15 protein-coding genes, 1 tRNA gene and 1 riboswitch are annotated in these 14,170 nt (G+C 37.7%); of the genes, 9 read left to right on the forward strand and 7 right to left on the reverse strand.

Annotation, left to right across the window (positions count from 1 at the left end; translation table 11 throughout):
- Positions 1–128 precede the first annotated feature (128 nt).
- Both FAR12_RS14180 and FAR12_RS14185 read left to right on the forward strand, forming a co-directional pair.
- On the forward strand, positions 129–455 hold the full coding sequence (locus tag FAR12_RS14180; RefSeq protein WP_126409356.1) for a PadR family transcriptional regulator: 327 nt from the start codon (positions 129–131) through the stop codon (positions 453–455).
- The gene (locus tag FAR12_RS14185) at positions 456–1,301 is read left to right on the forward strand and encodes a DUF1129 family protein (RefSeq protein WP_246010397.1); all 846 of its coding nucleotides are present in this window, start codon (positions 456–458) and stop codon (positions 1,299–1,301) included.
- 204 nt (positions 1,302–1,505) lie between these two features.
- On the opposite strand, the gene FAR12_RS14190 is transcribed toward FAR12_RS14185, so the two are convergent.
- Positions 1,506–1,578, reverse strand: a tRNA-Val gene (locus tag FAR12_RS14190).
- A gap of 176 nt (positions 1,579–1,754) precedes the next feature.
- Between FAR12_RS14190 and FAR12_RS14195 the strand changes: the two genes are divergently transcribed.
- Both FAR12_RS14195 and FAR12_RS14200 read left to right on the forward strand, forming a co-directional pair.
- The gene (locus tag FAR12_RS14195) at positions 1,755–1,949 is read left to right on the forward strand and encodes a WYL domain-containing protein (protein WP_342772327.1); all 195 of its coding nucleotides are present in this window, start codon (positions 1,755–1,757) and stop codon (positions 1,947–1,949) included.
- A 119-nt stretch (positions 1,950–2,068) separates the two neighbouring features.
- A riboswitch (cyclic di-AMP (ydaO/yuaA leader) is annotated at positions 2,069–2,218 on the forward strand.
- Between the two features lie 128 nt (positions 2,219–2,346).
- On the forward strand, positions 2,347–3,606 hold the full coding sequence (locus FAR12_RS14200) for a cation:dicarboxylate symporter family transporter (RefSeq protein WP_126409362.1): 1,260 nt from the start codon (positions 2,347–2,349) through the stop codon (positions 3,604–3,606).
- Between the two features lie 44 nt (positions 3,607–3,650).
- Here FAR12_RS14200 and FAR12_RS14205 read toward each other — a convergent pair whose 3' ends face one another.
- The 3 genes from FAR12_RS14205 to FAR12_RS14215 all read right to left on the reverse strand — a co-directional run bounded on the left by FAR12_RS14205 (position 3,651) and on the right by FAR12_RS14215 (position 7,252).
- The gene (locus FAR12_RS14205; RefSeq protein WP_126409364.1) at positions 3,651–5,618 is read right to left on the reverse strand and encodes a TRAP transporter permease; all 1,968 of its coding nucleotides are present in this window, start codon (positions 5,616–5,618) and stop codon (positions 3,651–3,653) included.
- Complete coding sequence (locus FAR12_RS14210) at positions 5,608–6,129, reverse strand: DUF1850 domain-containing protein (protein ID WP_246010398.1); 522 nt, start codon at positions 6,127–6,129, stop codon at positions 5,608–5,610. Before FAR12_RS14210 ends, FAR12_RS14205 begins: the two co-directional genes overlap by 11 nt.
- A 136-nt stretch (positions 6,130–6,265) precedes the next feature.
- Complete coding sequence (locus tag FAR12_RS14215) at positions 6,266–7,252, reverse strand: TAXI family TRAP transporter solute-binding subunit (protein ID WP_126409365.1); 987 nt, start codon at positions 7,250–7,252, stop codon at positions 6,266–6,268.
- A gap of 260 nt (positions 7,253–7,512) precedes the next feature.
- Between FAR12_RS14215 and FAR12_RS14220 the strand changes: the two genes are divergently transcribed.
- The 4 genes from FAR12_RS14220 (at position 7,513) to FAR12_RS14235 (ending at position 10,072) form a co-directional block, all read left to right on the forward strand.
- The gene (locus tag FAR12_RS14220; protein ID WP_126409367.1) at positions 7,513–8,241 is read left to right on the forward strand and encodes an alpha/beta hydrolase; all 729 of its coding nucleotides are present in this window, start codon (positions 7,513–7,515) and stop codon (positions 8,239–8,241) included.
- 68 nt (positions 8,242–8,309) lie between these two features.
- Complete coding sequence (locus FAR12_RS14225; protein ID WP_126409369.1) at positions 8,310–8,822, forward strand: YjcG family protein; 513 nt, start codon at positions 8,310–8,312, stop codon at positions 8,820–8,822.
- Positions 8,823–8,829: 7 nt separating this feature from the next.
- A complete protein-coding gene (locus tag FAR12_RS14230; RefSeq protein ID WP_126409371.1) occupies positions 8,830–9,252 on the forward strand; it encodes a GNAT family N-acetyltransferase in 423 nt (140 codons plus the stop codon).
- A gap of 145 nt (positions 9,253–9,397) precedes the next feature.
- On the forward strand, positions 9,398–10,072 hold the full coding sequence (locus tag FAR12_RS14235) for a DUF421 domain-containing protein (protein ID WP_246010399.1): 675 nt from the start codon (positions 9,398–9,400) through the stop codon (positions 10,070–10,072).
- Positions 10,073–10,078: 6 nt separating this feature from the next.
- On the opposite strand, the gene FAR12_RS14240 is transcribed toward FAR12_RS14235, so the two are convergent.
- On the reverse strand, positions 10,079–10,354 hold the full coding sequence (locus FAR12_RS14240) for a hypothetical protein (RefSeq protein ID WP_126409373.1): 276 nt from the start codon (positions 10,352–10,354) through the stop codon (positions 10,079–10,081).
- 118 nt (positions 10,355–10,472) lie between these two features.
- Between FAR12_RS14240 and FAR12_RS14245 the strand changes: the two genes are divergently transcribed.
- On the forward strand, positions 10,473–12,749 hold the full coding sequence (locus FAR12_RS14245; RefSeq protein WP_126409375.1) for a UvrD-helicase domain-containing protein: 2,277 nt from the start codon (positions 10,473–10,475) through the stop codon (positions 12,747–12,749).
- 35 nt (positions 12,750–12,784) lie between these two features.
- Here the strand turns inward: FAR12_RS14245 and spoVIF are convergent, their stop codons facing one another.
- Complete coding sequence (spoVIF, locus tag FAR12_RS14250) at positions 12,785–13,039, reverse strand: sporulation-specific transcription regulator SpoVIF (RefSeq protein ID WP_126409377.1); 255 nt, start codon at positions 13,037–13,039, stop codon at positions 12,785–12,787.
- A 311-nt stretch (positions 13,040–13,350) separates the two neighbouring features.
- On the reverse strand, positions 13,351–14,127 hold the full coding sequence (locus tag FAR12_RS14255) for an SDR family NAD(P)-dependent oxidoreductase (RefSeq protein WP_126409379.1): 777 nt from the start codon (positions 14,125–14,127) through the stop codon (positions 13,351–13,353).
- Between the last annotated feature and the right edge of the window lie 43 nt (positions 14,128–14,170).

A 14,170-nucleotide genomic window follows, 5' to 3' on the forward strand; every position in this document is an offset into this window, starting at 1 on the left:
ATTAGCTAAAAATATATTATTTGTTTTATTCCAAAAACCTATTATTCAACTAGTATGCTTTACAAACTAGTTGATACACGATAAAATATTCTTAACTATTATGTTTTGCAAACTAGTGAGGTGAGTAAATGAAAGAAACGCAATTATTAAAAGGCGTACTTGAAGGTTGTGTGCTATCTATCATTAAAGAACAACGTATTTACGGTTATGAGCTAGTTCAAATGATGCGTAATTATGGGTTTACAACAATCGTAGGTGGAACGATTTATCCTCTCATGCAAAAGTTGGAAAAACAAGGGCTAATTAAAAGCACGGAGCTAGCTTCACCCGATGGACCCAATCGAAAATACTTCTTCATTACTCCTGAAGGAGAACAACAATTAGAAAATTTTAAAGAACAATGGGGTTCGTTGATTGTAAAAGTGAATCGAATTTTAGAAAAGAACGGAGAGTGAGTGGATTTGAAAAATAATACGGCCCAACAATTAGTAGAACAAAATAATAAGGCTCGAGAACAACTAACCCCTGAAAATAAAAAGTACTACGAGGATGTTCTTGTATATATGAGAACATTCGGGATATTCCACGAAGAATTGGATACAGAACGACATTTAATGACGATCTTACAAGATATTTTAGAAGCTCAGAAACATGGGGAATCGGCAGAAGAGTATTTTGGTAAAAATCCAAAAGAAATTATCGATCAACTAACAAAGCAATTTGAAAAACCCTCATGGAAATCTATTTTTAAAATAGGTGGTTTAATTTTTTTGATTAGCTCATTCTACACTATTTGCGGGGTCTTTATTGCACCAACCTTACAAATTAATGTTCTTGTTCTATTAATGAATGGGCTATTATCCATTGCATTGGTTTATGGAGCCTTTAAGTTATTACATTGGAGTATTTATATAAAAAAACAAATTCCAAAGATAATTAAATTTTTATTTGTATGGATCTTAACCATGATTCCAATTGGATTATTTGTCCTGATTAATTTGTATGCACCAAAACGAGGCATTGTGAAAATAGATCCTCCATTTGATTGGATAGCCATTGTAATTATTCTCATCTTGGCAACTGTTTATGTTTTATTCAAGAAGAAACGAGAATTCTATGGAGCCCTCGTTTATATTGTCATTTTAGGTTTCTTTGGTTTATTATTAAGGATTCCACAAACGAATGAATTGTTCCAAGGAGGTAAAAATCCAACCTTTCTTGTTCTGGCTATTATTTTGCCCCTAGCACTCTTTGGAATAGTCAATTGGTTGGTTTTCCGAAAAATGAAAGATGATAATTAATTGTGGATAAGACATATTCGATTATATCGCCAAACATAAAATAGCGTTTTCTTTTGATAAACGCGCAATGTTCTAAGTGTAGTGGCTGAAATATTGATTGTGTAATTCAAGAAATGTTATCAAGTCGATCGACCTTATCAAATATACAATACACAAAAAGGCACAAACCCTTTATACACAAGGATTTGAGCCTTTTTAATTTGATGACCTGTGAGGGACTTGAACCCCCGACCCCCACCCTGTCAAGGTGATGCTCTCCCAGCTGAGCTAACAGATCGTTTTGTGAAGTATAGATATTATTATACTTGGACAGGTGAATTTGTCAATAGATTTTCTACAATCAACCAAGAACAAAAGTTCGTATTTTATTGTATAAAGAACGTACGTTTGTATATAATAATGATATGAATATGAAAGTGGTGATACTTCATGGATAGGCTGCTTTTACGATCATTGAACGAACAAATTCCGGTTGAGATGATTTATCTCTCCTCCACCAATCAATTCACGAAAAGAAAAATCGTTGTGTCTCATATCAATGATACAACCATTCGTGCTTATTGCTATTTACGGAAACAATCAAGGTTGTTTAAGATTGAAAATATATTGTCAGTTATGGTACTAAAACAATTTCGTAATTTAGGTTAATTAGATGGCTCAGTTAAAAACATGAACGATGTTTCTAACTGAGCCTTTTCTCATACGCCGTATGGGACTTCCAATAACTTTCATTTACTTTTATACTATTTTAAGATAATATCATTTTATGTCTTTTTTCGCTTAATCTTTATCGAAAAGAGCGGGGGACCCGAACGAACCATAGGCTTTAAATCTATTGGGGTGAATTCTTAACAGAAAGGGCTCAGTTTCCAGTCCTAACCCGTCAGCTAACCCCGTAAGCGGCTTTAAGGGAACAGAACAAAATATCTTTTCTGTACATCAGACACTTCATGTGTCTATTTTTCATACAGAAAATGGGATGCTCGTTTCCCTTACCAAGACATTTTTATTATTTTCATATAAAAATAAGGTAAGGAGATGTTTTATGAAAAGAATTAGTTTAGCAACACAAATCTTTATTGGTCTTGTCCTCGGAATTATCGTTGGGGCCATATTCTTTGGAAACCCAACAGCAGCCTCTTATCTACAACCTATTGGAGATATCTTTCTCCGCTTAATCAAAATGATTGTTATTCCAATTGTCTTATCAAGTATTATTGTTGCAGTAGCTGGAGTTGGTGATTTTAAGCAATTAGGCAAAATAGGTGGAAAATCAATCCTTTATTTTGAGATAATTACGACGATTGCCATTATCGTTGGGATTGCAGCCGCAAATATCTTCCATCCGGGTACAGGCGTCGACATGAATCACTTACAACAAACAGATATTAACAGTTATGTTGAAACAGCTGAAACCCAAGAAGATAGCCATTCATCACTCATCCATACAATTGTAGAAATTGTACCGACGAATCCTATCGCTGCTATTGCAGAAGGTGATATGTTAGCGGTTATATTCTTCTCAGTAATTCTTGGCTTAGGAATTTCTGCAATCGGAGAAAAAGGAAAGCCCGTTCTTGCATTCTTCCAAGGCGTAGCCGATGCGATGTTTTGGGCTACAAATCAAATCATGAGATTTGCTCCTTTCGGGGTTTTTGCTTTAATTGGTGTTACAGTATCTAAATTTGGACTCTCTTCCCTTGTTCCACTTGGTAAGCTTGTCCTTACGGTATACGGGACGATGATTTTCTTTATTATCGTTATTTTAGGACTTGTTGCCAAAATGGCAGGATATAGCATCTTTAAGTTAATTAAGCTTTTGAAAGACGAATTAATCCTAGCCTTTTCAACGGCAAGCTCTGAATCGGTTCTTCCAAGAATCATGAAAAAAGTTGAAACAATTGGATGTCCGAAGCATATTTCTTCCTTTGTTATTCCAACAGGTTATTCCTTTAACCTTGATGGTTCGACCTTGTATCAGGCCTTAGCTGCCATTTTTATTGCGCAAATGTACGGAATTGACATGAGTATTGCAGACCAAATTTCCTTAATGCTTGTACTAATGGTTACTTCTAAAGGAATTGCTGGTGTCCCAGGAGTATCCTTTGTCGTGCTACTTGCAACATTAGGTACTGTGGGATTGCCAATCGAAGGTTTAGCGTTTATCGCTGGTATTGACCGTATCCTTGATATGGGACGTACGGTTGTCAATGTTATCGGAAACTCACTTGCAGCGATTGTTATCTCAAAATGGGAAGGGCAATTTAATCCTAAAAACGATGAATTAGTTGAAAAAGCTTCTTAATACGCAAAAAAGAAAGTCAGGATTCGAAAATCCTGACTTTCTTTTTATTTAAGTCTTGCAATTACCGGCTTACCCATTTCCTCGCGCTTGTAAAGATACTGAAGAGCAATCAGTAATACAAAGGCTACAATTCCAATGATATCTGAAATTGTTTCTGGATAAATCAAGCAAATACCACCGACAAATCCAATGATTCTTTCGATCCAATTTAATTTCCGTAACCAATATCCTACGGCCCCGGCACCAATACACATCATTCCTGCAAATGCCGTACAAACAATCCAAACGACATATGTCCAAGTCGTATCAATCATCAAAATCTCTGGTGATAGGACAAAAATGTATGGAATAATAAATGCTGCTATAGCCAGTTTCGATGACTCTATTCCTGTTTTTATTGGTTCTCCACCAGATACACCAGCTGCTGCAAAGGCTGCTAAAGCAACAGGAGGCGTAATGTCGGCAATAATACCGAAATAGAATACAAATAAGTGTGCAGATAAATCAGGTACACCTAATAGAATAATGGCTGGTGCAGCAATCGTTGACGTAATAACATAGTTTGCTGTCGTTGGTGAGCCCATTCCAATAATCAATGATGTAATCATTGTTAAGAATAAGGTAGGAATTAAGTATCCACCTGAAAGATCAAGTAGTCCATTAGCCATTTTTAACCCTAGGCCGGTTTTTGTAACAACCCCAACGATAATCCCTGCAGCAGCACAGGCAACAGCAACGCCTAATGCAGAACGAGCTCCATCCACAAGGGCATCAATAAAGTCTTTCACACCCATGCGCGTTGCCTTTTTGAAAGCACTAACGGCGATACAAACGACAATAGACCATAACGCCGCTCGAGTAATACTCATTCCAGACATCATCAAAATAATGACGGCAATAATAGGAATCAATAAGTACAAGTTTTTCAATACTTCCTTACGATCAGGCATTTCCTCTTTTGTTAAACCGCGAAGCCCAATCCGTTTTGCTTCAAAATGAGTCATAATCCAGATTCCTGCAAAATACAGAACAGCTGGGATAGCAGCAGCTTTGGCAATATCCCAATACGTAATACCGCCACCGATAAATTCAACCATTAAGAATGCCGCAGCACCCATAATTGGTGGCATTAATTGACCACCTGTAGAAGAAGCAGCCTCAACAGCGCCTGCAAACTCTTTTTTGTAGCCTAAATTTTTCATCATTGGGATGGTGAATGCACCAGATGTTACTACGTTCGCAACAGAGCTTCCACTAATTGTCCCTTGAAGCGCACTTGAGAAAACAGCAACCTTCGCTGGTCCCCCGACACTTCTACCTGCTACAACAATCGATAAGTCATTAAAGTACTCTCCAACTCCTGTTTTAATCAGGAAGGAACCAAAGAGCAAGAATAGAAAAATGTAGGTTGAAGAAACCGCAAGTGGTGTCCCCAGAATTCCCTCAGTTGTATAAAACATCGTTTGTACAAGTCGATCTAGTTCTAGTCCACGATGCGCGAAAAATCCCGGCATATATGGGCCAAATAACGCGTATGCCATGAATACAACGGCAATGATCGTAATTGGTAGACCTACAGCACGTCTAGTAGCTTCTAATACTAAGAGAATGGCAAGTAAGCCTATATAAAAATCAATATCTGTTAATTGGCCAACTCTCATGACGAGTTCGTCAATTTTTATCGGCCAATAGGCACCAATAATGACTGATAACCCTGCAAGGATCATGTCATACCATGCAACCTTATGTTTCCCCTTCTTACTCTTCCTTCTCGCAGGAAATAATAGAAAAACAAGTGCTAATGCAAAACCAAGATGAATCGTACGCTGTATTTGGGCTGTAAATACCCCAAAAATGGATGTATAAAGCTGGAATGAAGAAAACGCTAAGAGACCGATGATTGTAACCCATCGTAAGATCCCAGTCAGCTTTCTAGTGCCTGCTTCTGGATCATACTTCTCCATTAATTCTTGCTGCTCTTCTAACGTTAAAAACTCTTCTTTATTTGTCAAGGATGTTCGCTCCTTTCAGTTGTTGTAAAAGATTTATTTTTTCGAACTTGATTCTTACCCAAGTACCAGGTTCAATGTCGTTCGATAAAGGATACTCAGTACCATTGAATATAACCGTATGATTAGCTCGTACCTTTCCAGTGCGAAGATCAAAATGAGGAAAGACTCGATTCATATTTCTTATGTAATAAACTCCATCCTTCTCTTCAAAAAGTTCTCCCTCCGCTGCTTCAGATGGCATACCTACGGCAAAATCTTCAAACATAAGCTCATATTGCTTAATTTGCCCATCTGATGTAATTTGATAGCTTTCTACGACATCAGATAAATGGATAGAGTGTGTATATTTAATTTTAAAAGCTTGTTCCTTTTTTAAAGGGAGGTAGGCTAGCACTTTTTCCGTATTCTGAAACTCGAACACAAGCGCTTCCTTGATTGGAATGAATACAAGAGTAGTCATACATAGAATGAGGGGTACTAAAAAGATGATTCCTTTTCTCCATTGTTTCACATTAACCCCACCTAAAATGGTGTCTCAATTTTACTTCTGTATAAAACATAATTTGACCGGCGTCAAAACCATGACTTAGGTTTTACTGCCGGTCATTTTAAATCCTATGGATTGCTATGCAATTCTACTCGAAAAATTAATATCCTTTTTCGTCGAAGTATTTTTGAGCGCCTGGATGAATGTCAATCCCAGCACCTTCTTTAGCTTTCGCTGGATCAATTACCTTAGCTTTTGCATGTGTTACTTTATCTAGATTTTCAAAAATCGCTTTTGTGATTTCATAGACAGCGTCTTCTGATAGATCACTCGTTACAACTAGCATTGCAGAAACTGCAACAGTTGGAACAGCTTCTTCTAAACCGTAAGTACCAGCAGTAACTTCGTCTTGGATATAGTACGGATATTTTTCCATTAACGCATCAATCTTATCTTGATCTAGTGGAACAATTACAACGTCTGCTGTTGCTGATAAACTTTCAACTGCACCTGCTGGTGTACCAGCCGTAATAAATGCTGCATCGATTGTTCCATCTTGAATGCCTTCAGTAGATTCAGCAAAGTCTAAATCTTGCTTTTGAATATCAGTTAAAGCTATTCCGTATGCCTCTAAAATTTGTTCTGCATTTAGAGCAGTACCAGAACCTGGAGCACCAATAGAAACCTTTTTACCTTTTAAATCTTCAACAGATTTAATGCCAGTCTTGGCAGTAGTTACAATCTGAATTGTCTCAGGATATAAAGTTCCAATCGCTTGAACATTTTCTACTGCATTTCCTTCAAACATTGCTGTGCCTTCTTTTGCATAAGAAGCAATATCTGTTTGTGAGAAAGCAACCTCTGCATCCCCAGCTTTTAAAGTTGTCATGTTTTCAGCAGAAGCCCCAGTAGTTTGAGCAGTTGCTTGAATACCTGTCTCATCTGTAACAATATCAGCAAATGATCCACCTAAAGGGTAGTATGTACCACCAGTTCCTCCAGTAAGAATGCTGATGAATTTTGGTAGGTCCGCAGATTTTTCACCTGATTCTCCACCTTCTTCTTTAGTATCGCCGCCACAAGCCGCTAATACCATTGATAGCGCCAACATTAGCATCGTTATTAAAAGAAAACTTTTTTTCTTCATTTAATTTCCCCCTTTTGTAAGTTCATCGTTTTCTATTTTATCACAATATTATGGATATTTGTCAACTAACCTTACACGGTTCGATAGCATTCCAGATTTAAAGCTATTTCGAATATAATAAACTATTACTCCAATCTTTTTCAACAAAAATTTAATTGTGATTTTTTTACAACCTGAGAATGTATTTCCCCTATTCCTATGATACAATCTTGAATAACCTATGAAATACCTCGATCCTGAGAGAGCAGGAGGAATGAACATTGATTGGAACCAAAGGAAAGATTACTGAACATTTTTTTGAAAGCAAGGAACTAGGAGAGACTATTCAACTCCTCTTTTATTTACCAGAATCATTTTCACCATTATACAAATATTCTTTATTGATTGCCCAAGATGGACGTGACTATTTTCAGCTTGGACGAATTGGTCGTGTAGCCGATGAGCTTATGAAAAATGGCGAAATTGAAAACCTTATCATTATCGGAATTCCGTACAAGGACGTAGAAGATCGTCGAAAAAAATATCATCCAGAAGGCGAACAAAACGCTGCTTATATTCGATTTTTAGCGAAGGAGCTTGTGCCATTTTTAGATGAGAAATTTCCAAGTTATCAAATGGGCATGGGCCGTGCACTTATTGGGGATTCTTTAGGAGCAACTGTTTCCCTCAAGGCTGCCCTGCAATTTCCGCATACATTTGGAAAAGTAATCCTACAGTCACCTTATGTAAATGAGGAAATAATAGAAGCTGTCGCGGATTTCTCTCAGCCACATTTATTATCCCTGTACCACATTATCGGGAAAGAAGAAACGGAGGTAAAAACGACCGCCAATAAAATTGAGGACTTTTTGACTCCGAACCGCGAATTAAATATTGTGATCGAAAGTAAGGCATTCCCATACTTCTATGAGGAATTTGAAGGTAACCATACTTGGACCTACTGGCAGCCAGATATCAAACTTGCTCTAAAAAGGATGTTCTCTATTTGAGAACAAACTCTGAAAATTTGATATAATAGTTACAATCGTTTACATACTATTAACTTGGGGGTTTTGCTATGAAATACGGAATTGTTATTTTTCCATCAAAAAGTCTGCAAGACAAAGCAAATTCTTATCGAAAAAGATACGACCCGCATTACGCACTTATTCCTCCACACATCACGCTCATTCATACATTTGAAGAAAGTGATGAACAAATCAAGGAAATAGCTGAAAAGTTAAGAGAAGCAGCGAAACGTTTCTCACCTTTTCAAATCAATGTCACAAAATTTAGTTCTTTTCAGCCCGTCAATAATGTTATTTACATGAAAGTCGAGCCTTCTCATGAAATCGTCGATCTACATGAGGGCCTCAGTTCTCTCTTAGCGAATCATCCACAAGAATATGCCTTCGTCCCTCACATCACGGTTGGGCAGAAACTATCAAACGACGAGCATTCTGATGTGTATAGTTCCTTAAGATTACAGACGATTAATAACGAAGATACAGTCGATCGTTTCCACCTTCTCTATCAGCTTGAAAATGGCTCATGGACAGTATATGAAACATTTCGTCTAGGAAAGGAATAAATGAAAAGTGAAGCTTAAATTAGTTACTGATGAACAAGAATTAACGGAAGCTTATCGAGTACGAAAAATCGTCTTCGTCGACGAACAAAAGGTTCCTGAGGAAGAAGAAATTGATCACCTTGAAGCAGAATCAACTCACTTTGTTTTATGGGATGATCATGAATCAATCGGTGCAGGTCGCTTTCGTATGGTCGACGGCTATGGAAAAGTGGAAAGAATTTGCGTCTTACAAGAGAAGCGCAAAGGTGGCGCTGGAAAAGTAATTATGGATGGAATCGAGGAATACGCCAAGAGCCAAGGACTCAAAAAGCTAAAACTCAACGCTCAAACTCATGCCATTCCTTTTTATAGCAAATTAGGTTATGAAGTCGTTTCTGAAGAATTTCTCGATGCTGGAATTCCCCATAAAACGATGGTAAAGGAAATTTAATATAAAAAAATGAGAGCTTTCGAACAAAGAGGCTCTCATTTTTTATGCTTAATCCGACTGTTTCAAAGAAATAGCTTTTCATAATTTCACTAATTTACCTCATACTACTAGAGACTAACTATTTAAGAGAACGAGGGAAAATACTGTGGAATTTGTTCAGATTTTTTTGGAGCTTATTTTTGGCTATATTGCTCTATTTGTTTTAACGAAAGTAATGGGGAAAACGCAAATCACTCAAATTACACCATTCGATTTCGTTTCTGCACTCATTTTAGGTGAATTAGTGGGAAATGCCGTTTATGATAAAGAAATCACAATTTCCAAAGTTATCTTTGCAGTCGTCGTTTGGGGACTACTCATTTTTGTAACTGAGATTCTCACCCAGAAAAAAAAGGGTCTTCGCAAACTATTAGAGGGTGAACCTTCCATCGTCATTCGCCAAGGAAAAATCGATTACAAAGTCCTTAAAAAAGCTCATCTTGATATTAATCAGTTACAACATCTTCTGAGAGCAAAGGGCATCTTCTCGATCCGTGAATGTCAATACGCTATTTTAGAAACAGATGGAGCGATCAGTGTGTTGAGAAAATCCAGTTATTCCTCTCCTACTCTAAAGGATCTGAACATGCCCCCCTCCCGTGTTACACTTCCGGTAACCTTAATTATGGATGGACAGGTTGAAGTCGATAATCTACAAATGATTGAATGGGATCGGGATAAATTATTTGACGAAATAAGAAAACATGGAATTCACTCGGAAAAGGAAGTCCTCTATGCAGAATGGAAAGAAGGAGAGCCCTTACACGTTCAAAGGTATTGAATCTCTCTAAATACATTCATTGATGTATCTTCCCTTACCAGTTAATTCACTATATAGTTCTTCCACTTTGCTCCGACTGCTCGTTTTAGGCAGATCGGAGCTCTTTTTCTTGATTTGTTTCATCTGAACCATATCCTGTTCCCTTGCATGATTTAATTTAGCATTAGTAGCCGGCTTCGTTCTTCCAACAGGAATAATTTGAAAAGGGTCATAGCCATTATCAAGCTCTCGTTCTGCATACTGACTGTATTGAAAATTTGGGATTGGCGCGATGTAACCCATGTTTCTCCCTCCTACTCCTTTAGGAAATATAAAACAAATTCAGACAGTACCTTTAGATTATTTATATGATTTGATATGATAGAGTTTGCGTGATTTTGATTTAATTGAGGGGAATTTTATGAATACAGCTCTGTTTGACAAAAAAATGATTTACATAAACCAATTACATAGAGAGCATTATCAAATGATTCATGATGCAGGAAAAAAAGGAAAACTGTTTTGTCCTGTTTGTGAAGAACCTGTTCGGTTTTATTTAGGGATTGAAAACGAGCCTCACTTCTTTCATCTGAGTAAGGGTGCCTCTTGTCAGGACCCAATACAAACAAATGAAGAGCAGGTTAGTGAAAAGACCGAATATGTGGAGCGAAATGGTTTTAAGATTCCTGTCTCCCGCTCTATTACTACAGTTGAGCAACGCACCGAATTTAAAAATCCCCAACCCGTTAAAAAGGTTCCGGTATTTACTGAATCCACTAAGAGCCAATCAGCGGTCACAAGTCCATATATAGAAGATTTACGAAAGCACCAATTTGCTTTAGATGCCAATCAATCGGAAGCGTTACTTCATACTGAAGGACCTCTTCTCGTCATCGCCGGTGCAGGCAGTGGTAAAACTCGAGTACTGACTGCTCGAACAGCCTATATGATTCACGAGAAAAAAATCGATCCTCAATCGATTATGCTTGTCACGTTTACGGCGAAAGCAGCAGCGGAAATGAAACACCGTCTACAAACATATCCAAAAATGGAGAACTACAATATCGGAAAGCTACTAGCCGGTACCTTCCATAGTATTTTTTATCGCATCTTATCATTCCATGATCGAAATCGATGGAGCTCGGACAAGCTTTTAAAGAAAGAGTGGCAAAAGGAACAAATTATTAAGGATGGAGGAAGAGAATTAGAGCTAGATGAAAAGGAATTTGCCTACGATTTAGCCATTCAACAAATTGGTTTTTGGAAAAATTCTTTAATCCTCCCTTCTCAGGTGCGGCCAGAATCTCCATGGGAAGAAAAGGTTGCATTTTTGTACAACCATTATGAGAAAACGAAGCAAGAAAAAGATCTCTTCGATTTTGATGACATGCTTGTTGGCTGCTATCAGCTCTTTCAAGAGAATCCTAGTATTCTAGCAGCCTATCAAAATCGCTTTCAATACTTTCTTATAGATGAGTTCCAAGACATTAATAAAGTTCAATATGAGCTGATTCGTTTGCTCTGTACGTCCAAGAATATTTGTGCCGTCGGCGATGATGATCAATCTATTTATTCATTTCGAGGAAGTGACCCTCATTACCTGCTAGAATTTGAAAAAGATTATCCAAATGCGAAGATCGTTGTACTCAATGAAAATTATCGTTCTAGCCATGAAATTGTTGCGACTGCCAATGCGGTCATTAAGAAAAATAAGGAACGTAGACCGAAGGAAATGAAGGCCCAATTTACATCTCCAGCTGTACCAACTCTCTTCTATCCTTTTGATGAGGAAGAAGAAGCGACGATGATCATCCAAGACATTCAGGAAAAGATTGCAGCAGGATTTGAGCCTCAGAATTTCGCCATTCTTTTTCGGACAAACACTGGGAGCCGGGCCGTCTTTGAACGATTAGCTAATTCTAGTCTTCCATTTCGAATTGACCAAGATGTAGAGCCTTTTTATGAGAGATTTATCGTCAAAGGAATGGTCTCCTTCCTTCGCCTTGCGTTAAACGAGGATGATCAGGACGCTATTCGTAACGTACTCCCTGTCTTGTTTGTGAAAAATAATGTCCTTCAAGATTTAAAAGCGGAAAGTATTCTAAAAGACTGCAGTTTGTTGGAGTGTTTAAGCGAGGTTAAGACTGGGTTTGCTTTTCAAGAGAGAAAACTGAAGAAGCTTGTGTCCGTCATTCGTTCCATTCGAGGGCTGACACCTCTTACCGCAATTGAAACCGTTGAAAAAGAGCTCGGTTACGGCGATTTTATTAAGAAAAGAGGAAATGAAGGAAACAAGCTTGATAAAGGCTCGGATGACGTTCGTGATCTAAAGGTCGCTGCCCGTGGTTTTCAAACACTTTTTGATTTCTTAGAGCATGTCCATCATATGACGGCAATGAATAAAGAAATGAAAAACCTAAGCAAGAATCTTGTGAATGCTATTACGCTAAGCACGATTCATCGTTCCAAAGGATTAGAGTATAAGGTTGTCTATATCATCAGTACGGTTGACGGAAGTCTTCCACATGACTATGCTCTCGACTCTTATCGCAACGGTGATTTAGCACCGCTAGAAGAAGAAAGACGTCTTCTCTATGTAGCCATTACAAGAGCGATGGAGCAGCTATATATTTCTGTACCCGATAAGAGGCGAGGAAAAAAAGCTCATCCTTCGAGGTTTTTAGCTCCTATAAAATAAAGAAAAAGTCGCTCTGATTTCGAGCGACTTTTTCTTTATTTCTTATTAAGCATTTTAGAGATGGTATTAAAATCGAGCTGTTTGCCATCATTCACAATGGATTTAACAATCTTATCTTCCATTTCCTTATTGACCGGTTTATGAGCAATTTGCGATACGCGTCTAATCACATTTCGAACCGTCTTTTCATCCTTGAAATTTGCGTTTTGTAGTGAATTTGCCAGTTCAAAAACATCCTTCATGTTGACGCCAGTTTTCTTCTCGATATTTTTAAAGAAATTATTATCCATTCTGTTAAATTACGCCTCCTTCTTAAGCTAATTCTATTTTATGAATAGAGCTTAAAAAGGTGATATCGTATTGAAAGGAAAGGCTTACGACATATGGAAAACGCCACAGAAAAGAAAGCGTTTTAATTTATTCAACATCGTTTTGTATAGATTGTTTATTTTCTTCGAAAAAAACCTGATGTTAAAATCCTAAAACCGATTTTAACGTAGAAATAGCTATTTTGTGCTCACTTACTAAATTTGCATGCTCTTTTCTCATCCCATAAGGTATTTCTTATTCTAGATAAGTAACTAAGTTTGAGAAAAGAGCTTTATTTGATTAACCAGCCTCCATCGACAAGTACATCAGATCCCGTCATATACGATGCTTCTTCAGAGGCAACAAACGCGATCACGTTGGCAATTTCAGTTGCCTTTCCAATTCTTTTTAAAGCTGTATTTCGTTCAATCGCTTTCACAAATTTGTCATTTTGGAGTCCCTGTTCTGTCAATGGCGTTTCGATGAATCCAGGTGAAACAGAATTGACCCGAATCCCGTATGGAGCTAGTTCGAGTGCAAGAGCTCGAGTAAAATTAATGACACCAGCTTTGGCAGCACTGTAATGGGGAAGAAATTGACCAGCTTGATGACCAGATAATGAGGCGACATTTACGATCGCTCTTCCCTGTAATCCACTTTCTTCTTTCGCTTTCGTTACCATGAGATTTCCTAGCATTTTAGATACTAGAAAGACACTTCGTAAATTCGTTTTCTGCACGTCATCCCAATCTTCCTCAGTTGTATCTAGTATTTTTGAATTCTTGGCCCCTCCTGCATTATTGATTAAAATATGAAGGTCTCCAAAATGAACATTGATGTAGTCTGACAGCTCTTTTACGTCCTCTTCATCCGTTACGTCAGCTGGAAAAATTTCAGCCATAGGAATTCTCTTTGTTCTATTAATCTCATTTGCCACAGCCTCTAATTTGGATTTTGTTCTTCCCACAAGGACAACTCTAGCTCCTTCTCCAGCCAAACGGATGGCTACTTCCTTGCCAATTCCACTTCCTGCCCCAGTAATCAGCGCAATTGTTTGTGAAAACCTCATCTCTCACACCCCTTTAGTTGTCCTCCTTACTTCCTTACTAAAA

It is taken from the genome of Bacillus yapensis (assembly GCF_005280205.1).
GTDB classification, from domain to species: Bacteria; Bacillota; Bacilli; order Bacillales; family Cytobacillaceae; genus Robertmurraya; species Robertmurraya yapensis.